Here is a 21,156-nt window from a genome sequence, read left to right on the forward strand (position 1 = left end):
ATTTCTCTAGTGTCCGCTATAAAATGCACCGCATGGTGTCCAAACAGCGCGGCCGACCCCGCGCCTTCGACCGCGAGACCGCCCTGGAGAAGGCGATCCTCGCCTTCTGGGAGAACGGCTACGAGGCCACCTCCGTCTCCGACCTCACCCGTGTGATGGGCATCGGCGCCCCGAGCCTGTACGCGGCGTTCGGTGACAAGCGGGCGCTGTTCGACGAGGTCGTCCAGGTGTACGGCGTCCGCTACGGCTCCTTCATCGACCGGGCCCTCGCCGAGGAGTCCACGGCCCGTGCCGCCGTGGAGCGCATGCTGCGCGAGGCGGCCGCCGAATACACGGCCCCCGAGCACCCGCACGGCTGTCTGGTCATCCACGCGGCGACCAACTGCACGACCCCCGAGGTCGAGGAGTCCCTGCGGGCCAGGCGCAATGCCAACATCGCCTCCTTCGAGGCCCGGATAAGAGCGGACATCGCGTCCGGCGAACTGCCCGCCGGTATTGAAGCGTCCGCCCTCGCGCGACACGTCGGCGCGATCATCCAGGGCATGTCCCAGCAGGCGCGCGACGGCGCGACCAAGGAGGAGCTGGAGGCGCTCGCGGGTCTCGCGATGACGGTTTGGCCCCCGGCCCGAACCGAAGCGGGCTACTCTGCGTGTAAGTCATCGGCAGATGTTGGACAATGAGACAACAACAAACATCCGCCAACGCATGGACACGCCAGGTGGTCTAGTCCACAATGCGTAGTAAGGCGTACCAGAAGTAGTACGTCCACAAGCCTCCGTCTTCCCCGCACAGGAAGGCGGACCGAGGAACCGGCGCTCTCTGCCCTGACTGCTCCGGCTCCTCATCCTTCGGCCGACCGGGACCGCACACCCCGCGGCCGATGTTGCTCCGGGCTGCGGTGCCGGGAGGGTTGAGGGTCCCTCTCAGGCGCCGCGGCCCGCGGGTGTCTTCAGGGCCGTACACCCCGGATCTCCCGTACGACCGCCCGGACCCTGTCCGCACGGCCGGTTTTCGGGCTGTGTCCGAACCGCCAGGTACGCTCCACCCGTGCCCTCCATGAACGAACTGGTCCACCAGCACACCGCCCTCAGCGACTCCGACCTGGAGTGGCTGCACCTGCTGGTGTCGGAGTGGCAGTTGCTCTCGGACCTCTCCTTCGCCGACCTCGTCCTGTGGGTCCCCACCTCCGACGGCACCCGCTATGTCTCGGTGGCCCAGATGCGCCCCAACACCGGCCCGACCTCGTACCAGGACGACATGGTCGGCCATCTCGTCCCGCGCGGCCGCCGGCCGATGCTGGACCTGGCCCTCGACGAGGGGCGGATCGTCCGCGAGGGCGACCCGGAGTGGCGTGAGGAAGTCCCCGTCCGCATCGAGTCCATCCCCGTACGGCGGGAAGGGCGCGTCCTCGGCGTCATCGCACGCAACACCAACCTCCTCACGGTCCGCACCCCCAGCCGGCTGGAGCTGACGTATCTCCAGAGCGCGTCCGACCTCGCCCAGATGATCGCCGCCGGCGCGTTCCCGTTCGCCAACCAGCAGGTGGACATGGACGCTTCGCCGCGCGTCGGCGACGGACTGATCAGGCTCGACGCGGACGGCATCGTCCAGTACGCCTCCCCGAACGCGCTGTCCGCGTACCACCGCCTCGGCCTCGCGGCCGACCTCGTGGGCCACCACCTCGGCCGGACGACCGCCGAACTCGCCCCGTCCCGGGGCCCAGTGGACGAGGCGCTCGCCAAGGTGGCCAGTGGCTGGGCGCCGCGCGAGTTCGAGATCGAGGCGGGCGGCGGGGTCATCCAGTTCCGCGCGATCCCGCTCAAACCCAAGGGCACCCGCATCGGTTCGCTCGTCCTCCTCCGTGACGTCACCGAACTCCGGCGTCGCGAGCGCGAGCTGATCACCAAGGACGCGACCATCCGGGAGATCCACCACCGGGTGAAGAACAACCTCCAGACGGTGGCGGCCCTGCTCCGCCTCCAGGCTCGGCGCATCGAGTCGGAGCGCGGTCGCGAAGCCCTCGAAGAGGCCGTACGACGGGTCGGTTCGATCGCGATCGTGCACGAGACGCTATCCCAGACCCTGGACGAGCGCGTGGAGTTCGACGAGATCGCCGACCGGGTGCTCGCGATGGTCGCGGAGATCTCGCCGGGCAAGGTCGTGGGCAGGCGCACCGGCCGTTTCGGCATCCTGGACGCGGAGGTCGCCACCCCGCTGTCGATGGTGCTGACCGAAATCCTGCAGAACGCTCTCGAACACGGCTTCCGCGAGGGCGACACCGGCACGGTCGAGGTCTCCGCGGTCCGCGGCGGTACGGCGAAGGAGGCCCGGCTTCTCGTCACCGTCCAGGACGACGGCGTCGGCCTGCCCGAGGGCTTCGACCCGCACCGCTCGGGCAACCTCGGCCTGCAGATCGTACGGACGCTGGTGGAGGGGGAGTTGGGCGGCACGTTCGACATGGTCCCGGCTCCGGAGCGGGGGACTCAGGTGATCCTGGACATTCCGGTGCGGGCGCAGAAGTAATCCCAGCCGCGTCTGTGTCTGTGCGAACGCGCGCAGCAAGAAGCCCCGGACCGTTCAGGGGTCCGGGGCTTCGCATGCTCGTTGCCAGCGTGTGCTGCGCATCGGGGGCACTGCGCGCTGCGGCTCGGGGGCGGGAGATGCGCACTCGCTGTACGCGCCGCCAAGCTCAGGCTTGTAGCGGGTGGGTTGTCAGGCGGAGGCCTGACGGGCCCGGTTGCGGGCGGCGCGGCGCTTCATGGCGCGGCGCTCGTCCTCGCTGAGACCACCCCAGACGCCGGAGTCCTGGCCGGACTCAAGCGCCCACTGCAGACACTGCTCGATCACCGGGCAGCGGCGGCAGACAGCCTTGGCTTCCTCGATCTGCAGCAGCGCAGGACCGGTGTTGCCGATGGGGAAGAAGAGCTCGGGGTCTTCCTCGCGGCAAACGGCGTTGTGACGCCAGTCCATGGCTGCTACCTCTCCGTGGTGTTACTTGCAAGTTGCTTGTGAATGTGAACGCTTTCACGAATCCCTCAACAAGTGAAGGGCCGAACGTCAGACGGACTGACGTGGTCCTGTGATTTGAGGAGGGGTTCCGGCGCTCTGTGGGGCCGATGTTGCGGGCCGTCCCGAGCGCCACGTAGAGACTCGCAAACCTCAGCGGCGGATACAACCCCTTCCGGAAAGTTTTTTTTGATTCCTTGGTGTCGACTAGGTCACAGCCGTACTTCCAAGGGGTGGATCCTGGCCTAAACGTTCGAGTGGAAGGACTTTTGCCCGTTCCGCTCACACAATCACACGCAGTGCACGGCGTACGCCTGTGAACGTCACGCTCGTACGCAGTCCGAGATGGTCGCCGTCCATCTGGAGGGGGAGCGGCACCTTCGAATGCAAGGTGAACCCGTTCAGGTCGTGCAGGGAGGTGGCGTGCTTGCCATGGGGTCCGCGCTCGGGGGACGAAGTGAGCAACTGGGTTGCATACCGGGCAAGCGCGGCTGTCGACATCCGGCTGAGACCGAGTATGTCGAGGCCGGTGTCGAACGAAGCCTTAGGTGATGCGTACACCGGGCGATTGCCCAGAAACGTCCACGGGGACGTATTGCAGACTATGGACAGCACCAGATCGGTGACGGGGTCCTCGCCGGCCTGTTCCAGGGTGATCGTGCCGTGTCTGCGGTGCGGTTCTTCGAGGAACTGGCGGAAGGCCTGGCGCAAGTAAAGAGCGTGTGTGGATTTCCGGCCGCGTTCGCGTTGCTGCTCGACTCGGCCGATCACGCCCGCGTCGAAGCCGAGGCCGGCGCAGAAGGTGAACCAGCGGGAGGGCACTGCCTCGTCCTCCGTGCCGGGGGTGCCCGCGGCGATGCCGAGGCCGATCGTGCGTTCCCGTCCTTCTCTCAGGGCGTCCAGGAGCGCGCCGGTGGCCTCTACGGCGTCGTTGGGCAGGCCCAGGGCGCGGGCGAAGACGTTGGTGGAGCCGCCGGGGACCATGGCGAGGCGGGGGAGGCGTTCCGGGTCGGGGCCGTTGTGCAGGAGTCCGTTCACGACCTCGTTCACCGTGCCGTCGCCGCCGAGTGCGACGACCAGTTCGATGTCGTCCTTGCCCTCCGCGGCCTGTCTGGCGAGGTCTCTGGCGTGGCCTCGGTACTCCGTGGTGACCGCCTCGAGCTTCATCTCGCTCGCCAGCGCGTGGATCAGCACGTCGCGCGTGCGTGCGCTTGTGGTGGTTGCCGCCGGGTTGACCACGAGAAGTGCACGCATGCGATGCAGGGTACCTACTGGGTGGTACTCGGCCCATACCGAGGTGGGGTTCTGGGGTGGGTGGTGGCGGGTGCGGGTGGTTTGGGGTTGCTCGCGCAGTTCCCCGCGCCCCTGTGGGGGTGGGCGGTTCGTTGTCGGGTGTGGGGGAGTGCGTGGTGTGTGGGTGCGTTGTGGGTCGGGGGCGCGCCGGGGGGTCTCCGTCCTCGGTCTGACGCGACTTGGGTGGGGTTCCAAGGGGTGGCTCTTGTAGTCGCGACATCCGCTGCGGGTGGACACCCCCCGACCCACCCCCTCCCCGCCGTACGCGGCCGACCCGCCGCGGGGGCGTGCGCACCACGTCCCCAGCCGCGCATTCGGCTCACCCGAGGCACCTCCAGCCTGTCCGGCGTTTGAGGACGAGGCCGCAAGGCCGACCCACCGCCCACTGGGCCGCACTATCCCGACCCACCCCAGACACCCTCAGCCTGTCCGGCGCTCGAGGATGAGGCCGCAGGGCCGATCCCCCCACCCACCAGGCCGCACACACCGAACTCACCCCAGCCTCCTCCAGCCCGTCCGGCGCTTGAGGACGAGGCCGAAGGCCGATCACCACAGCAACCCCCACCCACTCGAAGGCAGCCCACCCACCCCGGGGGTCCAGAGGGCGCAGCCCCGTGGCGGGGTCGAAGGGGCGGAGCCCCTGGGGATGGGACGGGTAGGGGCGGCGGGGGCGAGGACCTTCGCAGGGTGGGGTGTAGGGGCAGGGCTACCCTCCAGGGGTGAGTGCTGAGCAGAAATCGATGTCGGACGCCGCTGATGGCGAGCCCAGGGTCGGGCGGTTGGTTGCTGCGGCTGGGCTGGCTGCCTTGGAGGGGGCTGCTCTGGTTGTCGGGGGAGGGGCCATGGTGGTGCTGGGGCTCACGGGGGAGCCGGACGACCGGGGGCAGGCTGTCACGGGAGGCGTGACGTTGATCGTGCTCGCGCTGCTGCCGTTGCTCGCCGCACGCGGACTCTTTCTGCGCCGCAGCTGGAGCCGGGGACCGGCCGTCATCACGCAGATCCTGGCGCTCCCCGTGGCCTACAACCTGCTCCAGGCCGACAGCATGGCCATCCCCGGCGGCATTGTTCTCGGTGTTGTCGCGGTCACCGCGCTCGTCCTGCTGATCAACCCGACGACGACGCAGGCCCTCGGGATCCACGGGCCCGGCGACGCGCAGGGCCAGAAGTAACGTCGGCTCACTCCTCCACGAGCAGCTTCTCCCGCAGCTGGGCCAGGGTGCGGGCGAGGAGGCGGGAGACGTGCATCTGGGAGATGCCGACCTCCTGGGCGATCTGGGACTGGGTCATGTTGCCGAAGAAGCGCAGCAGGAGGATGCGCTTCTCGCGGGGCGGGAGGTCCTCCAGGAGCGGTTTGAGGGACTCGCGGTACTCCACGCCCTCCAGCGCCTCGTCCTCGGCGCCGAGGGTGTCCGCCACCGCCGGGGACTCGTCGTCGGTGTCCGGGACGTCCAGCGACAGCGTGGAGTACGCGTTGGCGGATTCCAGGCCCTCCAGGACCTCCTCCTCCGAGATGGCGAGCTTCTCCGCCAGCTCGTGAACGGTGGGGGAGCGGCCGTGCTGCTGGGAGAGCTCGGCCGTCGCCGTGGTGAGCGCGAGGCGGAGTTCCTGCAAGCGGCGCGGTACGCGGACAGCCCAGCCCTTGTCGCGGAAGTGGCGCTTGATCTCGCCGACGACCGTCGGGGTGGCGTAGGTCGAGAACTCGACGCCCCGGTCGGGATCGAAGCGGTCGACCGACTTGATCAGGCCGATGGTGGCGACCTGGGTGAGATCGTCCAGCGGCTCGCCGCGGTTGCGGAAGCGGCGCGCGAGGTGCTCGACGAGCGGCAGATGCATCCGGACCAGTTGGTTGCGCAGCTCCGCGTACTCGGGGCTGCCCTCCTTCAGCGTACGGAGCTCGACGAACAGCGCCCGTGCCCCGCTGCGGTCCTGCGGGTCGTGCTGCGTGCCCTGCGCACCCTGCGTACCCAGCTCATCGTGTCGCCCGTGCTCGCTCATCGTCCCGCCCGCCGTCACCCGACGCCTCCGCCCTTCCGAGGCCGTGGTGCTCCGTACGGCACCCTTCGGATCCTGTCCGCCGCCGGAGAGCCCCTCGTGCTCCCCGCCGCCGAACGGCTCTGCCCACCCGGGCTCCGCCGACCGAGGCGCTTCGGCCGCGGCCGAGGAGTCGTCCTGCGGATGCGGCCGGGCCTGCTCGGGGATGCCGTCGACGCCGTCCGCCAGGTGTGACAGCCCGCTGGGGCCGCCGGCACTCCCGGCGGGAAGTTCCCGTGTGCCGCGCTCTTCGTCCCGCACCGGCCCGTCCCCGTTCCTCACGCCGGCCCGGGTCCCGCGCCGCGCTTCTTGTAGAGGCTGATCGAAACGGTCTTGTCTTCGGCGACGGAGGAGTCGACCTGGCCCGCCAGGGCTGACAGGACGGTCCAGGCGAAGGTGTCCCGCGAGGGGGCGTGCCCGTCCGTGGTCGGGGCCGAGACAGTGACCTCCAGTGAGTCGTCGACGAGGCGGAAGACACAGCTGAGCACCGATCCGGGGACGGCCTGCTGCAGCAGGATCGCGCAGGCCTCGTCGACCGCGATGCGCAGGTCCTCGATCTCGTCGAGGGTGAAGTCCAAACGGGCCGCGAGGCCGGCCGTGGCCGTACGCAGCACCGACAGGTAGGCACCCGCAGCCGGCAGCCGGACTTCCACGAAGTCCTGGGTCGCGGGCTCGCCTGCGATCTGGGACACCCTCACCTCCAAGGTGGTACAAGCTATTTCGGGGCCCGGGGGTCACCCCCCGGGGTAACGCGCTACGTGGTTCAGCGGTGACGCTACCGCGCGCCCAAGCGCTGTGTCCTGGCGGTCCCGGGGACCCTACCCCGTGCTGTCACTCATAGTAAGCACATGAATACGCTCGGTGGCTAGGGGTCTGCGGGCCTCAAATAGGAAGAGCGCGCGCCGGATTGACGTACCCACACGTCAGACCGTCGAACCGTGTCTCATGAGTACGCCCTCGTGACAGCCTTGTCATCCGAGTTCGCGTCCCGCGTACATGTGAGTCACGCGCGCGTGTCCTGCGTTTATGTGTTCCACGCGCGCGTGTCGGACGAACGCGTGTCATACGAGTACGTGGTCGACGAAGCACCAGCGCCAGCTTTCGCCCGGCTCGAAGGTACGCATGATGGGGTGGCCGCTCTCCTTGTGGTGCTCCGTGGCGTGCTGCCCCGGCGACGAGTCGCAGCAGCCCACGTGCCCGCACGCCAGGCACAGCCGCAGTTGCACCGGGTGCCTGTCGGCGGCCAGGCACTCCGGACAGGTGTCGCTCAGGGGCTCGGGTTCGGGGTGCGGCAGCGCATGGGCATGCGTGCACTGTTTCATGATTTCCAGATTACGACGGGTGCGCGGAACCCCGCGCGGAAAGCTTAAGGCGGCACCGAGCATGCATGTCCTGGCACTGCTGTTCCTGATCGCGGGCAGCGCCGTGGTCGCGGGTATAGGCCGCCGCACCCCGGTGCCCGCCCCGCTGCTCCTGGTCACGGTGGGCCTGGCCGTCTCGTACGCCCCGGGGGTCCCCGAGTACGCGCTCGACCCGGAGATCGCCCTGGCGCTGACCCTGCCCCCCTGCTGCACACGGCGGCCGTGGAGAGCTCGTATCTCGATCTGCGGGCCCAACTGCGGCCCGTGGCGCTGCTGTCGGTCGGCTACGTACTCTTCGCGACCCTCGTCGTCGGCTGGGCCGCCTACCTGATCGTGCCGGGACTGCCGCTCACCGCGGCCCTGGTCTTCGGGGCCGTGGTGGCGCCGCCGGACGCGGTCGCGGCGACCGCGGTCGCCCGCCGGGTCGGGCTGCCGTCGCGGATCACCACGATCCTGCAGGGCGAGTCCCTGGTGAACGACGCCACCGCGATCACCGCGTACCGGGTGGCCCTCGCGGCCGCCGTCGGCGAGGGCGCGAGCTGGGCGGGAGGTGTCGGCGAGTTCGCGGTCGCGGCCGTCGGCGGCATCGCGATCGGGCTGCTGCTGATGGTGCCGATCCACTGGCTGCGCACACACCTGAAGGAAGCGCTTCTGCAAAACACCCTCTCCTTGCTGATCCCCTTCTTCGCGTACGCGGTCGCCGAGTCGGTGCACGCCTCCGGAGTGCTCGCCGTGGTCGTCGTCGCCCTCTACCTGGGCTACCGCAACTGGCAGGTGGACTTCGCGACCCGGCTCCAGGAGGAGGCGGTGTGGAAGATGGTCGCGTTCCTGCTGGAGTCGGTGGTGTTCGCACTCATCGGATTGCAACTGCCCGTCGTCCTGAAGGGGCTCGGGGAGTTCGAGGGCGCCCGCGCCGCCTGGTACGCGGTGGCCGTCTTCCTGGTGGTCGTCGCGGCCCGCTTCGCGTGGGTCTACCCGGCGACCTTCCTGCCGAGACTGCTGTCGGCGCGGATCCGCGAACGCGAGGAGAACCCCACCTGGAAGGGCCCGTTCGTCATCAGCTGGGCCGCGATGCGCGGTGTGGTGTCGCTGGCGATCGCGTTCTCGATCCCGCTGACCGTGCACGGGGGCGAGCCCTTCCCGGAACGCAACCTCGTGCTGTTCCTCACCTTCACGACGGTCATCGGCACCCTCGTGGTCCAGGGTCTGACCCTGCCCTCGCTGATCCGCTGGCTGAAGCTGCCGGGGCGCGATCCGCAGGCCGAGACCCTCGCCGAGGCGAACGCCCAGGCCCAGGCCTCCCGCGCCGCCGAGGAACACCTCGACGCCCTCCTCACCGACGAGCGCAACGCTCTGCCGCCGCCGCTCGCCGACCGTCTCCGTACGGTGCTGGAAAGGCGCCGCAACGCCGTGTGGGAGCGGCTGGGCTCGGTGAACCCCGTGACCGGCGAGACCGCCGACGACACCTACCGGCGGCTGTCCCGGGAGATGATCGGCGCCGAGCGCGAGGTCTTCGTCAGGCTGCGGGACGGGCGGTACATCGACGACGAGATGCTGCGGACGCTGCTGCGCAGGCTGGACCTGGAGGAGGCGGCGGCCTTCCGGGAGGCCGTGTAGCACCGGTCACGCGATAAAGGGCGCCCCTGTGATCACCGCCGCCACCGTCGTCCCGCGCGGGAACGCGCCCTCCCGCGTCAGGGCGACAAGTCCGTACAGCGCCTTGGCGACATAGAGACGTTCGACGAGCAGGCCGTGGCGGTGCTCGAAGTCCTCGGCGAAGGCGTCGAGCTCGGGGGTGGTGCGGGCGTAGCCGCCGCAGTGGAAGCGTTCGTCGAGGGACCAGCTGCCGCGCGGGCCGCCGAAGGACCGGTGCTGGAGCGCGGTGATGTCGGCGCCGAGGAAGCCGCCCTTGAGGACGGGGATGCCCAGGGCACGCTGGTCCGGGGCCAGGCCGGCGGCCAGGCCCGCGAGGGTGCCGCCCGTGCCGCAGGCGAGGGCGACGACGTCCGCGTGACCGCGCAGCTCCTCGCCGAGCTCCTGACAGCCGCGTACGGCGAGGGAGTTGCTGCCGCCCTCCGGGACGACGTACGCGTCCTCGGCGCCGGCGGTACGGAGGAGCGCGGCCAGGGTGTCCGGTTCGGTCTTGCGGCGGTACACCGAGCGCTCGACGAAGTGGAGGCGCATCCCGTCGGCCGCGCACCGGGCCAGCGAGGGGTTGAGGGGACGGCCGGCGAGTTCCTGGCCGCGGACCACGCCCACGGTGGGCAGGCCCAGGAGGCGGCCCGCGGCGGCCGTGGCCCGCAGGTGGTTCGAGTACGGGCCGCCGAAGGTCAGGACGGTACGGCCCGCCGCGGCCCGCAGGTTCGGCGCGAGCTTGCGCCACTTGTTGCCGATCAGCTCGGGGTGGATCAGATCGTCCCGCTTGAGCACCAGCCGCACTCCGTGCCGCCCGAAGCGCTCGTCCTCGACCTCCCGCAGGGGCGAGGGCAGCCGCGGCCGCAGCAGGGCCAGGGCGGGGGCTTCGGGGTCGTCCGGGCTGGGCACGCGTCCATTGTCGGACACCGGTGTCGAACGCGCGGGCGGGGCGGCGCTGCCTTCGGTGCCGCCCCGCCCAGGCCCTGTCCTACTTCAGCCGGTCCCGGATGCGCTCACGCATCGACGCCATGGTGAAGCCCTTCGGGTCCGCCTTTCCCGGCTGCCACTCCAGGTGGCCGATCACCGAGCGCTCCGTCCAGCCGTGGAGGCGGCACAGCGCCGCGGAGACGCACTCGACGGACGCCAGCTGGGCCTCGGGCCACGGGTCCTGGCCGTCGCCGAGGTTCTCGCACTCGAAGCCGTAGAAGTGGCGGTTGCCGTCGGTGTTCGCCTCGTTGTCCAGGGGGAGGGTCTTCTCGGCGATCACCGCCTTGAGGACGTCGTCGTCGCCCAGGCCCGCGTGGTTGGCGCGGCCGTAGCCGACGAGATGGACGCGGCCGTCCTTGGTGATGACGCCGTGGGCCAGCGGACCGGGCAGCCCCGCGTAGCCGTCGCGGCAGATCCGCACGGTCCGCTCGCTGCCCGACGTCACCGTGTGGTGGATCATCACGCCGTGCACGGGACCCCAAGGACCCTTGTGGTTCCGGTTGCGCTGCTCCCAGTCGCCGACCTCGACGACCGTGACGCCCTCGGCCTTCAGGGCCGCCAGGAAACTGCCCGCGGACATGGGTGGGGCCATGACCGCCTCCTTCGCGCTGCGCGACGGTCACCGGTCGTGACCGCCTCATAAGGCAGCTTGTACCCCAACTCCATGGCCAGAGCCATTCGTTCGCACGGCGTGCGAGCCGATCCGGTCACACGGAGTGGTCGGCGGTATGCTCCCGCCCTCGGGGCTCAGGAGCGCAGGAACGCGTCTCCGTGCGTGGCTATGTGGGCCTCCAGCGCCTGGACGGCCCGCTGCGTGGCGTCCGGGGAGCCGCTGCCGCGCCGCTCCGCGTAGTACGCCGCGCCCAGTTGCTTCAGCAGGTCGCCGCCGGCGCGCTGGGCCTGCACCTCGTCCAGTTTCTGCTTGCCCTGTGTGAGGCCGCGCTGCGCCTGCTCCTTGGCGCGGTCCAGAAATCCTGCCACTGCGGTCTCCCGTCGTCGGGACCGGTCGCGAGAACCAGTCACACAGGCAACGGACGACCGGATCTTGAAGTTCCCGCCGGCGCCGTGCCCCTCGCGCCGGACCCCTCAATTCCTCGACAAAGTCCCCAGTTTGCCCAGCGGATGCTGATCCATTCCCGCTCTTTCGTGTAATAGCACCAGCACGTTCCGTGATGGAAAGCTTGTCCGCGAGATCGGCGCATGACCAGCGCGACATCACTGGTGCACAACGGGAGGGCAATCCCTTATGTCGGTAGGCGAAGAGGTCCGCGCACAGCAGGACAGGCCGCAGCAGAGTCTCGGCACGTCGGCCGCGCGGAACCTGGCCACGACCACCAAGTCCGTACCCCAGATGCAGGAGATCAGCTCCCGCTGGCTGCTGCGCATGCTGCCATGGGTGGATGTGCACGGCGGCACGTACCGGGTGAACCGGCGGCTCAGTTACGCGGTGGGGGACGGCCGCGTCACCTTCGTGAAGACCGGTGACCAGGTCACCGTCATCCCCGCGGAGCTCGGCGAACTGCCGGCCCTGCGGTCGTACGACGACGACGAGGTGCTGGGCGAGCTCGCCCGGCGGTGCGAGCAGCGGGAGTTCGCGCCCGGCGACGTGCTCGCCGAGTTCGGCAGCCAGGCGGCGGAGGTGTTCCTGCTCGCGCACGGCAGGGTCGAGAAGATCGGCACGGGCCCGTACGGGGAGGACGAGTCCCTCGGAGTCCTCGCCGACGGCGCGTACTGCGGCGAGCAGGCGCTGCTCGACCCCGACGCCATCTGGGAGTACACGGCGCGGGCGATCACCGCGTGCACCGTCCTCGTGCTGCCCCGCCAGGCGGTCGAGCAGGTCGCGGAGCGCTCCGAGTCCCTCGCCGGGCACCTCCAGGAGCAGCGCTCGATCCCCGAGCAGCGCACCAACAAGTACGGCGAGAAGGCGATCGACCTGGCCGCCGGCCACACCGGTGAGCCGGACATCCCGCACACGTTCGTGGACTACGAGGCCGCTCCGCGCGAGTACGAGCTCAGTGTGGCCCAGACCGTCCTGCGCATCCACTCGCGCGTGGCGGACCTCTACAACCAGCCGATGAACCAGACCGAGCAGCAGCTCCGGCTCACGGTCGAGGCGTTGAAGGAGCGCCAGGAGCACGAGCTCATCAACAACCGGGAGTTCGGGCTCCTCAGCAACTGCGAGTACGACCAGCGCATCCAGCCGCACGACGGCGTACCCAGCCCCGATGACCTGGACGAACTGCTCAGCCGCAGGCGCGGCACCAAGCTGTTCCTCGCCCACCCGCGCGCGATCGCCGCGATCGGCCGTGAGCTCAACAAGCGCGGGCTCGTCCCGGAGAGCATCGACGTCTCGGGCAACCGCATCCCGACCTGGCGCGGGGTGCCGATCTTCCCGTGCAACAAGATCCCGGTCACCGAGGCCAGGACGACCTCGATCATCGCGATGCGTACCGGAGACGCGGAACAGGGCGTCATCGGTCTGCGGCAGTCCGGTATCCCCGACGAGATCGAGCCGAGCCTGTCCGTGCGCTTCATGGGCATCAACGAACAGGCGATCATCAAGTACCTGGTGACGGCCTACTACTCGGCGGCCGTCCTCGTGCCCGACGCGCTCGGCGTCCTGGAGAACGTCGAGATCGGCCGCTGGCGGTGACTCACCCGGGCCGAATGCCGTGTTCCCGCCCGAGAGGGCGGGTACACCCTGGGAGTACGCGCCCAGCGGCAGCGGAAGCGCCACCGTCCGCAGGCTCTCCAAGGCGATCCCATGGGTGAGTTCATGACGGAGACGAAGCAGGGCCCGGCCGGGACCCTGGAAGGACCGACCGAGATCCCGGAAAGGCGGAACCCCATCGCGAGTTCTCTCGGCCCGGGCGGCGAGGGGCAGGGCGACGCGGCCGGCCCCTCGGACGGGCAGGAAGCGGCGGTCATCCTGGAGCGGACGCGGGCGTCTGTCGACCCCGAACTGCGCAGGGCCGTCGAGTCGCTGCCCGGCTCGATGCGCCGGATCGCGCTCTACCACTTCGGCTGGCAGCACGCGGACGGCACCCCGGCGACGGACAGCGCGGGCAAGGCGATACGCCCCGCGCTCGTGCTCACCGCCGCCCGAGCGCTCGGCGGGCTGCAGTCCAGGGCCCTACGGGCCGCGGCGGCGGTCGAGCTGGTCCACAACTTCACGTTGCTGCACGACGACGTGATGGACCGGGACACCACCCGCAGGCACCGCCCCACCGCGTGGACCGTGTTCGGCGACGCCGACGCGATCCTCGCCGGGGACGCCCTGCAGGCGCTGGCCCTGCGGCTGCTCGCCGAGGACCCGCATCCGGCGTCCGCGGCGGCCGCCGCCCGGCTCGCGAACTGCGTCGTCGAACTGTGCGCGGGCCAGCACGCCGACACGGCCATGGAGAAGCGCGGCCCCGACGAGGTCCACCTCGACGAGGTGCTCTCCATGGCCGAGGCCAAGACGGGCGCGCTCCTGGGGTGCGCCTGTGCGCTGGGCGCGCTGTACTCGGGGGCGGGCGAGGAGGACGTCGAGGCGCTGGACGCGTTCGGCCGGGAGGCCGGGCTCGCCTTCCAGCTCATCGACGACGTGATCGGCATCTGGGGCGACCCGGGCCGCACCGGCAAGCCGGCCGGAGCGGACCTCATCGCCCGCAAGAAGTCCCTGCCCGTGGTCGCCGCGCTCTCCTCGGACACCCCGGCGGCCACCGAACTCGCCGAGCTGTACGGGCTGCCGTCCGCAGAATGGGGCGCGGGCGACCTGGAGCGCACCGTCCTCGCCGTGGAGCGGGCGGGCGGCCGCGACTGGGCCCAGGTCCAGGCGGCCGACCGGATGTCCCGGGCCATGGACGAGCTCGCCCGCGCGGTCCCGGACCCGGAGGCGGCGGGCGGTCTCCTCGCCCTCGCGGAGTTCGTGACGCGGCGCAGCAGCTGAAGGGCCGGACAGCAGCTGAAAGGGCCGACTGCATCTGAAGGCCGGACAGCGACTGAAGGGCAGGAGGGCAACTGAAGGGCAGGGCGACGACTGAAGGTCGTGCACCCGTAGGTGAAGACCCCGGAGCCACCGGTGTCGTGCGGACCTGACCCCGTACGGCACTCGGTGGCTCCGGCCGGGGCGGGTCCCGCACATCCCCACGGCGTGCGGGCCCCGTCGCTCCGTGCTCTCCCGTGAGGCTCGCTAGGCTGCAACGGTCGGTGTACGCGGGGAGTTGACGGGGGAGGCGGCGCATGGGCGTGGCGATCCGTACGGCGGGCGAGGGCGACCGCGAGCAGGTGGTCCGGCTGCTGGACGCGGCGTTCGACGACGACCCGGTGAGCGTCTGGATCTTCCCGGACGCGGCGGACCGCCGTACCAAACACCCCCGGCTGATGGCCACGTTCGCCGATGTCGTGTTCGCCGAGGGGCGTGTCGACGTGACCGAGGACGGTACGGCGTGCGCGCTGTGGCTGTCCGTGCCGGCGTCGGACGGCCAGGGCGAGGGCGACGGAGACGAGGACGGACCCGCGCGGCTGCGCGAGGCGATCGACCCCGGCAACGAGCGCATCGAGCTGGTGGGCAGGCTGACGGGCGAGGTCCACCCGGCGGGCGGCGCCCACGAGTACCTGTGGCTGATCGCGGTCGCCCCGGAGCACCAGGGCGAAGGCCTCGGCACGGCCCTCATGCGGTCCGTCCTCGACCGCTGCGACCGCGAGGGAGTACCCGCCTACCTGGAGGCCAGCAATCCGCGCAGCCGCAGGCTGTACGAGCGGCTCGGCTTCGTCTTCACGGGCCGCGCGGTCGACCTCCCGGACGGCCCGCCGCTGTGGCCGATGTGGCGCGAACCGCAGGGGTAGACACCCCCGGGCCCGTGGTCACCCCCGTGGTCACTCCTCGGGCACGATCGTGTCCACGATCCGATCCAGCAGCCCGTCCGGTACGTCGACGCCGGGCAGTACGCCGTCCAGGACGCCCGGCAGGGTCAGGTGCTCCAGGAGGAGGCCGAGCATCGCGAGGTAGAGGACCGTGACGGTGGTGTCGCCGCCGGGGAGCCCGGCCTCGCGGTGGAACCGCATGCCGTCCTCCAGGTCCCCGCGCACCGACTTGGTGTACGAGGCATGCAGGGCCGGGCGGCGGGTGGCCTCCAGGCGCATCTCGAAGAGGGCCAGATACCCCGTGCGGTCGCGGGTCGCGCGCCTCATCAGGTCGCGCATGAGGGCCAGGACGAGGATGCGGTCCTTCGGGGACTCCATGAGGCGTTCGAGTACGGCGGGGTCGGGCGCGAGGCGTTCGTGGATCCGGGTGTCGATCTGGCCCAGCAGGTCGTCGCGGCTGGTGAAGTAGTTCGACGCGGTGCCCACCGGCACCCCGGCCTCGGTGTCCACCGCGCGGAACGTCAGCCCCCGCGCACCCTCCCGCGCCAGCACCTCCACGGCGGCGTCCACCAGGACTGCCCTGCGCTCCGGGTTCCTTGCCATCGGGGCCTCCTTGCACACATCCCTCGGGAATTCCCTTGCAACCACTACAGTTGAAGCACTATAACTGAAGTGGTTGATGGTGGACGACGAGACGACGGAAAGAGACCGGTTTGCGTAAGCTCAGCTACTTCATCGCCTGCTCGCTCGACGGGTTCATCGGGGACCCGAGCGGCGACGCCCAGTCCATGCTCCCCTTCGTCGACGAGGAGTTCTTCGAGTTCCTCAAGGCGGAGTATCCGGAGACGATGCCGACCCACGGCCGCCGCGCCACCGGCATCGACGACCTCCCGAACCGCAAGTTCGACACGATCATCCAGGGCCGCGCCAGCTACGACCTGGCCCTGGAGGTCGGCGTCACCAGCCCCTACGCCCACCTGCGCGAGTACGTCGCCTCGCGCACCCTCCAGAAGTCGCCCGACCCGCACGTCGAGATCATCTCGGACGATCTGGTCGGCAAGGTCCGCGAGCTCAAGGCGGAGGAGAGCGAGTTCGGTATCTATCTGTGCGGCGGCTCGCAACTCGCGGGCGCGCTGATCGACGAGGTCGACGAACTCGTCATCAAGTCGTACCCCATCGTGCTGGGCACCGGCATGCCCATGTTCGGCTCCGGCTTCGCGATCACCGAGTTCACGCTCGACGAGGTCCGCGCGTTCGGGAACGGGGCGGTCGTGCGGACGTACAGCAGGAAGCGCTGAAGAGACGTTGCAGACGTACAGCAGGAAGGGCTGACGCGGTGGGAAGCAAGGGCACGGTGGGGAGCGCTCGGCCCCGTACCGCAATACCCTGAGGGCATGGGCACAGAAGAGCACGTCTGTCCCTCCTGCGGACAGCCCGTTCCGACCGTCGTACGACGGCACAAGACGCTGGGCGCCTACGTGCCGGTCTGGGGCCCTGGAGCCTGCCGGAACCCGAAGTGCGAGAGGTTCGAGGGTTCCGAGGAGGCGCCCCGGGACAAGCCCGGGGAACCAGTCGTGAAGGGCACGGAGAGTGAACCGCCGAACGATGCTCCGGAGTAGTCCGTCGTTCGATGCTCCGGAGAGTAGTCCGTCGTTCGAAAAAATCTTGCGCGGCCGTGTAGAGAATCGTGGGACGGCTCCGACGTCCCCTGTGAGAGTCGCCCGGAGCGGGCGGTGCGAGCAGACGGAAAGCGAAGGAGCGGATCATGAAGTACCTGATGATGGTGCAGGGCACGCAGGCCGACTACGAGGCCATGCAGGGCAACGCGAACGCGCACAGCCCGGCCTGGAGCGAAAAGGAGCTGCAGGCCATGTACGCCTACATGAGCGCGATCAACGACGACCTCTCCGAGACCGGCGAGATGATCGACGGGCAGGGCCTCGCCGAGCCCGCGCAGACCCGTCATGTCTCCCTCGGCAAGGACGGCAAGCCCGTGATCACCGACGGCCCCTACGGTGAGACGAAGGAACTGCTGGCCGGTTACTGGGTCCTGGACTGCGCGAGCCTGGAGCGGGTCACCGAGATCGCCGAGCGGGTGGCGCGGTGCCCGGTTCCCGAGGGCGCTCCGGACTACCCCGTGGTGATCCGGCCCATCATGGACGGCGCGGGGGATGTGTGAGCCGTACGGCCAGAAGTACGACTGACGTCGAGGACCTGCTGCGCCGGTATGCGCCGCAGGTCCTCGGCGCGCTCGTACGCCGGTACGGCCACTTCGACGCCGCCGAGGACGCCGTACAGGAAGCACTGCTCGCGGCCGCCGGACAGTGGCCGGAGGCCGGGCTGCCCGACAATCCGCGCGGCTGGCTGATCAAGGTCGCCTCACGGCGGCTGACGGACGCCCTGCGCAGCGAGGAGGCCCGGCGGCTGCGCGAGGAGAAGGCCGTGGCGCTGACACCGCGCGACGCGTTCGTGGCACCGCCGCCGGGCGCGGACCGGGCCCCCAACGAGGACGACACCCTCACCCTCCTCTTCCTCTGCTGCCACCCCGACCTGCCTCCACCCGGCCAGATCGCCCTCACCCTGCGGGCCGTCGGCGGTCTCACCACGGCGGAGATCGCGCGGGCGTACCTCGTCCCCGAGGCGACGATGGCGCAGCGGATCAGCCGGGCCAAGCAGCGGGTGCGGGGCGTACAGTTCGGGCGGCCCGACAACTGGCGGGAGCGGCTGCCCGCGGTCCTCCACACCCTCTACCTGATCTTCAACGAGGGCTACACGGCGACCTCCGGGGCGAGCCTGCGACGGGCGGACCTGGCGGGCGAGGCGATCCGGCTGACCCGTACCGCGCACCGGCTGCTCCCCGAGGACCCCGAAGTGGCGGGCCTGCTCGCCCTGATGCTCCTCACCGACGCCCGCCGCGCCGCCCGCACAAGCCCGGGCGCCGACCTGATCCCGCTCGACGAACAGGACCGTGGCCTCTGGGACAAGGCGGAGATCGACGAGGGCGTGGCCCTGGTGACGAGCGCGCTGTCCCAGGGCCGGGCCGGGCCCTACGAGTTGCGCGCCGCGATCGCGGCCGTCCACGACGAGGCGCCGACCTCCGACGCGACGGACTGGCGGGAGATCCTCGGCCTGTACGACGTCCTGGTCGACCTGGTCCCCGGTCCCGTGGAGCGCCTCAACCGAGCGGTGGCCGTCGCCATGGTGCACGGCCCTCACGCCGCCCTCGCCGAACTGGCCGTACTGGAGCCGGAGCTGAAGACAAGCCACCGCCTCGACGCGGTCCGCGCGCATCTCCTGGAACGCGCGGGTGACCCGGCCGGGGCCCGCGCCGCGTACGAGTCGGCCGCCCGCAAGACGCTCAGCCTGCCGGAGCAGCGCTATTTGCGGGGGCGGGCGGCACGGCTGGCGCCGTAGCGTTGCCGCATGGCTTCCTCCGGTTCCTTCAGGTCCTTCAGTTCCTCCGCGTCCGAACACGCCCCTGGCCCCTCTCGCGCGGTACCGGGCGAGATCCTGCACATCACCGAGCGCTCCCTGTGGGACGCGGCGCTCGCCTCCGGCTCGTACGAGATGTCGACGCGCGGGCGCACCCTCGCGGAGGAGGGCTTCATCCACTGCTCCGCCCGACCGCCGGCTCCCGCCGGTGGCGGCCTTCCTGTACGGGGCGTACACCGGGCCCGACGACCTGGTGGTGCTGGTCGTCGACCCGTCACTGCTCGACGTGCCGGTGCGGTACGAGGTGGCGGAGCCCGGCGGTGAGGAGTTCCCGCACGTGTACGGGCCGATACCCGTGGCCGCCGTCGTGGCCGTCGAGCCCTGGGACGGGGGCGGGGCGGCCGTCGTCTGACCGGCTCAGCCTGTGCGGACCCGTGCCGTGAGCAGTGGCTGGAAGAAGCCGGTCGTCTCGGGGGAGTGCCACTCGGGGGTGGTGAAGCCCGCGTCGGTGGCGAAGGCGGTCAGGCGGGGCGGGGGCAGGGCCCAGTAGGTCGTGCGGCGGACGCGGACCTGCCAGTCGTCGCCGTGGGGGACGCGGCGGGGGAGTTCCTGGACGAGTTGGAAGTGCTCCAGGTCGTAGTGCTCGCCGTCGTCGTGCCAGTCCCAGAGCTGGAAGGTGATCGTGCGGCCGGCGGGGGTCGCGTTGAGCTGCGGGGGTGTCGAGCGGGGGCGGGCGCGCAGGATCTCGTCGTACGGGCGGGTGCTGAGGAGCAGGAGGCCGCCGGGGCGGAGGACGCGGCGCATCTCGGCCAGGGCCGTGTGGACGTCCTGCTCGGTGAGGAGGTGCGGCAGGGAGTTGTCGGCGCACACGACCACGTCGAACCGTGCGGCCGGGAACGGGAGTCGGCGCATGTCGGCGGTCGCCGTGCGCAGCCGTACGTCCCGCAGCGCCGCCTCCCGTGCCGCGCGGGCGACCGCCACCTCGCTGAGGTCCGTCCCCGTCACCCGGTGGCCGCGCAGGGCGAGGCCGATGGCCTGGGTGCCGATGCCGCAGGAGCAGTCCAGGACGGAGGCGTCGGCCGCGCCGAGCCGATCGCGGACCAGCCGGTCCAGGGCCGCGCCCTGCCGGGCCATGCTCGCGTCCCAGTCGGGGAAGATCAGGTGGTAGTCGGGGGCGAGCTGGTCGTAGAAGCGGGCTGCCGAGGGGCCGTCCATGTGGGGTCAGGGCCTCGTGGCCGGCGGCCGTATGCCCGTCTCCGGGTCGCGGCCCGTCAGGCAGTACGTGCTGCCCGCCGGGTCCCGCATCACCGTCCAGCTCGTCCCGTGGGCGACGAAGGTGGCGCCGAGCCGCTCGTGCCCGGCCCGTACCGCGTCGATGTCGGCGCAGGCGAGGTCGAGGTGGGCGGAGGCGGGGAGGTCGGAGGCCTCGGTGTCGCCGGTGGTGTCGGTGCCGAGGCGCTGGACGAGGATGCGGACGGGGAGATCGGCCGGGGGCCTCACGAAGTGGAACTCGGGGAGCGCGGTGGGGCCCGACTCCCAGCCGGTCAGCTCCGCCCAGAAGGCGATCTCGGCGTCGTACGCGGCGGGCCGCACATCGACGCACACCTGGTCCAGGCGGCTGCCGTCCACCACTGGCGGCCGTACCGACTCCCCGTGCCACGGCACCGCGCAGAACAACTGGCCGCCGGGGGAGCGCAGCACGGCCCATCCGTCGTGCCGGGTGACGGCCTCGGCGCCGAGGTCCAGCGCCGAGGCGACCAGCGCCGGAACGTCGGCCACCGCCAGGTCCAGGTGCGCGCCGCCGGGAGCTGCCTCGACTGCCTGTGCCTTCAGGCAGGCGTCCGCCCCGTCGTGGCCGTCGGGCAGCAGCGTCACGAACTCGCCGCGCTCGCCCCGTGATTCGGACGGCTTCGTCCCCGTCACCGCCGTCCAGAAATCGCACGCGGCGTCGAACTCCGCCGCCGGGCGGTCGATGAAGGCGTACGTCCAGCGGATCGCCTCAGCCATGGCAGTACTCCCAGCTCCTTCGAAACGATGATCAGTCGTCGGAGCGTTCCATGAACCGCAGCATATTCCCGGCCGGATCCCGGAACGCGCAGTCCCGCACCCCGTACGGCTGGTCCATCGGCTCCTGGAGGACCTCGGCGCCGGAGGCGTGGACGCGGGCGTAGAGGGCGTCGCAGTCGGCGGTGGTGAAGATGACGCCGCGCAGGATGCCCTTCGCGAGCAGCTCGGCCATGGCCTCCCGGTCGGCGGGGGACGTGTCCGGGTTCGCGGCCGGGGGTTCCAGGACGATCTCCACGTCCGGCTGGAGCGGTGAGCCGACGGTGACCCAGCGCATGCCCTCGAAGCCGACGTCGCGCCGGACCTCCAGGCCCAGTACGTCACGGTAGAAGGCGAGCGCCTTGTCGTGGTCGTCGACGGCGATGAAGCACTGCCCGAGTTTCAGGTCCGTGTTGGGTTGCATGGGTTCACCTGTTTCTTGCGAGGATGCCCCGGCGTTCACGCCGGGGTGGGGGCACCTCCCGCTTGCGGGGGAGAATCGCATCCGGGCACTGCGGCG

General features: G+C 70.7%; 23 protein-coding genes and 2 pseudogenes. 12 read left to right on the top strand and 13 right to left on the bottom strand.

Going from position 1 to position 21,156, the window contains the following annotated elements; all coding sequences use genetic code 11:
• Positions 1 to 32: 32 nt before the first annotated feature.
• On the top strand, positions 33 to 680 hold the full coding sequence (locus ACWD3C_RS36170) for a TetR/AcrR family transcriptional regulator (protein WP_451150761.1): 648 nt from the start codon (positions 33 to 35) through the stop codon (positions 678 to 680).
• 376 nt (positions 681 to 1,056) lie between these two features.
• Positions 1,057 to 2,523: a sensor histidine kinase gene (locus ACWD3C_RS36175; protein WP_451150803.1), complete on the top strand. Its 1,467-nt coding sequence runs from the start codon at positions 1,057 to 1,059 to the stop codon at positions 2,521 to 2,523.
• 189 nt (positions 2,524 to 2,712) lie between these two features.
• On the opposite strand, the gene ACWD3C_RS36180 is transcribed toward ACWD3C_RS36175, so the two are convergent.
• The gene (locus ACWD3C_RS36180) at positions 2,713 to 2,970 is read right to left on the bottom strand and encodes a WhiB family transcriptional regulator (protein WP_003992873.1); all 258 of its coding nucleotides are present in this window, start codon (positions 2,968 to 2,970) and stop codon (positions 2,713 to 2,715) included.
• 318 nt (positions 2,971 to 3,288) lie between these two features.
• On the bottom strand, positions 3,289 to 4,260 hold the full coding sequence (locus ACWD3C_RS36185) for a diacylglycerol/lipid kinase family protein (RefSeq protein WP_451150763.1): 972 nt from the start codon (positions 4,258 to 4,260) through the stop codon (positions 3,289 to 3,291).
• A gap of 758 nt (positions 4,261 to 5,018) precedes the next feature.
• Between ACWD3C_RS36185 and ACWD3C_RS36190 the strand changes: the two genes are divergently transcribed.
• Positions 5,019 to 5,468 (top strand): hypothetical protein, encoded by a 450-nt coding sequence (locus ACWD3C_RS36190; RefSeq protein WP_451150765.1) that lies wholly within the window; start codon positions 5,019 to 5,021, stop codon positions 5,466 to 5,468.
• Between the two features lie 7 nt (positions 5,469 to 5,475).
• Here ACWD3C_RS36190 and ACWD3C_RS36195 read toward each other — a convergent pair whose 3' ends face one another.
• From ACWD3C_RS36195 to ACWD3C_RS36205, 3 genes are all read right to left on the bottom strand, one after another.
• On the bottom strand, positions 5,476 to 6,591 hold the full coding sequence (locus ACWD3C_RS36195) for an RNA polymerase sigma factor SigF (RefSeq protein ID WP_451150767.1): 1,116 nt from the start codon (positions 6,589 to 6,591) through the stop codon (positions 5,476 to 5,478).
• Positions 6,592 to 6,608: 17 nt separating this feature from the next.
• A complete protein-coding gene (locus tag ACWD3C_RS36200; protein WP_121405906.1) occupies positions 6,609 to 7,022 on the bottom strand; it encodes an ATP-binding protein in 414 nt (137 codons plus the stop codon).
• A 369-nt stretch (positions 7,023 to 7,391) separates the two neighbouring features.
• Positions 7,392 to 7,652 (bottom strand): UBP-type zinc finger domain-containing protein, encoded by a 261-nt coding sequence (locus tag ACWD3C_RS36205; protein ID WP_451150769.1) that lies wholly within the window; start codon positions 7,650 to 7,652, stop codon positions 7,392 to 7,394.
• A gap of 61 nt (positions 7,653 to 7,713) precedes the next feature.
• On the opposite strand from ACWD3C_RS36205, the pseudogene ACWD3C_RS36210 reads away from it, so the two are divergent.
• Positions 7,714 to 9,308 (top strand): annotated as a pseudogene (locus ACWD3C_RS36210) (Na+/H+ antiporter).
• A gap of 6 nt (positions 9,309 to 9,314) precedes the next feature.
• Here ACWD3C_RS36210 and ACWD3C_RS36215 read toward each other — a convergent pair.
• The 3 genes from ACWD3C_RS36215 to ACWD3C_RS36225 form a co-directional block, all read right to left on the bottom strand.
• Positions 9,315 to 10,235, bottom strand: coding sequence for a 1-aminocyclopropane-1-carboxylate deaminase/D-cysteine desulfhydrase (locus ACWD3C_RS36215; protein ID WP_451150771.1), 921 nt, complete (start codon positions 10,233 to 10,235; stop codon positions 9,315 to 9,317).
• A gap of 79 nt (positions 10,236 to 10,314) precedes the next feature.
• On the bottom strand, positions 10,315 to 10,905 hold the full coding sequence (locus ACWD3C_RS36220; RefSeq protein WP_451150773.1) for an N-acetylmuramoyl-L-alanine amidase: 591 nt from the start codon (positions 10,903 to 10,905) through the stop codon (positions 10,315 to 10,317).
• A 155-nt stretch (positions 10,906 to 11,060) separates the two neighbouring features.
• A complete protein-coding gene (locus tag ACWD3C_RS36225) occupies positions 11,061 to 11,294 on the bottom strand; it encodes a hypothetical protein (protein ID WP_451150775.1) in 234 nt (77 codons plus the stop codon).
• Between the two features lie 265 nt (positions 11,295 to 11,559).
• On the opposite strand from ACWD3C_RS36225, the gene ACWD3C_RS36230 reads away from it, so the two are divergent.
• The 3 genes from ACWD3C_RS36230 (at position 11,560) to ACWD3C_RS36240 (ending at position 15,143) form a co-directional block, all read left to right on the top strand.
• Positions 11,560 to 12,966: a family 2B encapsulin nanocompartment shell protein gene (locus ACWD3C_RS36230; RefSeq protein ID WP_451150777.1), complete on the top strand. Its 1,407-nt coding sequence runs from the start codon at positions 11,560 to 11,562 to the stop codon at positions 12,964 to 12,966.
• 111 nt (positions 12,967 to 13,077) lie between these two features.
• The gene (locus ACWD3C_RS36235) at positions 13,078 to 14,244 is read left to right on the top strand and encodes a family 2 encapsulin nanocompartment cargo protein polyprenyl transferase (protein WP_451150779.1); all 1,167 of its coding nucleotides are present in this window, start codon (positions 13,078 to 13,080) and stop codon (positions 14,242 to 14,244) included.
• Between the two features lie 293 nt (positions 14,245 to 14,537).
• Entirely contained in the window at positions 14,538 to 15,143 is a 606-nt protein-coding gene (locus ACWD3C_RS36240) for a GNAT family N-acetyltransferase (protein WP_451150781.1), read from the top strand.
• 30 nt (positions 15,144 to 15,173) lie between these two features.
• Here the strand turns inward: ACWD3C_RS36240 and ACWD3C_RS36245 are convergent, their stop codons facing one another.
• Positions 15,174 to 15,764, bottom strand: a complete 591-nt coding sequence (locus ACWD3C_RS36245) for a TetR/AcrR family transcriptional regulator (protein ID WP_451150783.1) — start codon at positions 15,762 to 15,764, stop codon at positions 15,174 to 15,176.
• Positions 15,765 to 15,874: 110 nt separating this feature from the next.
• Between ACWD3C_RS36245 and ACWD3C_RS36250 the strand changes: the two genes are divergently transcribed.
• From ACWD3C_RS36250 to ACWD3C_RS36265, 4 genes are all read left to right on the top strand, one after another.
• Positions 15,875 to 16,459: a dihydrofolate reductase family protein gene (locus ACWD3C_RS36250; RefSeq protein WP_451150785.1), complete on the top strand. Its 585-nt coding sequence runs from the start codon at positions 15,875 to 15,877 to the stop codon at positions 16,457 to 16,459.
• A 96-nt stretch (positions 16,460 to 16,555) separates the two neighbouring features.
• Positions 16,556 to 16,780 carry a hypothetical protein gene (locus tag ACWD3C_RS36255; RefSeq protein WP_451150787.1) on the top strand — a complete coding sequence of 75 codons (225 nt, stop codon included), beginning with the start codon at positions 16,556 to 16,558 and terminating at the stop codon, positions 16,778 to 16,780.
• Positions 16,781 to 16,926: 146 nt separating this feature from the next.
• Positions 16,927 to 17,340 carry a YciI family protein gene (locus tag ACWD3C_RS36260; RefSeq protein ID WP_451150789.1) on the top strand — a complete coding sequence of 138 codons (414 nt, stop codon included), beginning with the start codon at positions 16,927 to 16,929 and terminating at the stop codon, positions 17,338 to 17,340.
• Complete coding sequence (locus tag ACWD3C_RS36265) at positions 17,337 to 18,575, top strand: RNA polymerase sigma factor (RefSeq protein WP_451150791.1); 1,239 nt, start codon at positions 17,337 to 17,339, stop codon at positions 18,573 to 18,575. Before ACWD3C_RS36260 ends, ACWD3C_RS36265 begins: the two co-directional genes overlap by 4 nt.
• On the opposite strand, the gene ACWD3C_RS36270 is transcribed toward ACWD3C_RS36265, so the two are convergent.
• Positions 18,539 to 18,769, bottom strand: coding sequence for a hypothetical protein (locus ACWD3C_RS36270; RefSeq protein WP_451150805.1), 231 nt, complete (start codon positions 18,767 to 18,769; stop codon positions 18,539 to 18,541). The two genes, ACWD3C_RS36265 and ACWD3C_RS36270, sit on opposite strands and share 37 nt — an antisense overlap.
• On the opposite strand from ACWD3C_RS36270, the pseudogene ACWD3C_RS36275 reads away from it, so the two are divergent.
• Positions 18,669 to 19,005: pseudogene (locus ACWD3C_RS36275) on the top strand (DUF952 domain-containing protein). The gene ACWD3C_RS36270 and the pseudogene ACWD3C_RS36275 overlap by 101 nt on opposite strands.
• A 5-nt stretch (positions 19,006 to 19,010) precedes the next feature.
• Here ACWD3C_RS36275 and ACWD3C_RS36280 read toward each other — a convergent pair.
• Genes ACWD3C_RS36280 through ACWD3C_RS36290 form a run of 3 tightly spaced genes read right to left on the bottom strand, consistent with a single transcriptional unit; the run spans position 19,011 to position 21,060 of the window.
• Positions 19,011 to 19,808 (bottom strand): methyltransferase domain-containing protein, encoded by a 798-nt coding sequence (locus ACWD3C_RS36280; RefSeq protein ID WP_451150793.1) that lies wholly within the window; start codon positions 19,806 to 19,808, stop codon positions 19,011 to 19,013.
• Positions 19,809 to 19,814: 6 nt separating this feature from the next.
• A complete protein-coding gene (locus ACWD3C_RS36285) occupies positions 19,815 to 20,600 on the bottom strand; it encodes a VOC family protein (RefSeq protein ID WP_451150795.1) in 786 nt (261 codons plus the stop codon).
• A 31-nt stretch (positions 20,601 to 20,631) separates the two neighbouring features.
• Positions 20,632 to 21,060 carry a VOC family protein gene (locus ACWD3C_RS36290; RefSeq protein ID WP_451150797.1) on the bottom strand — a complete coding sequence of 143 codons (429 nt, stop codon included), beginning with the start codon at positions 21,058 to 21,060 and terminating at the stop codon, positions 20,632 to 20,634.
• Positions 21,061 to 21,156 lie beyond the last annotated feature (96 nt).

This window comes from Streptomyces sp. NPDC002845 (assembly GCF_053591955.1).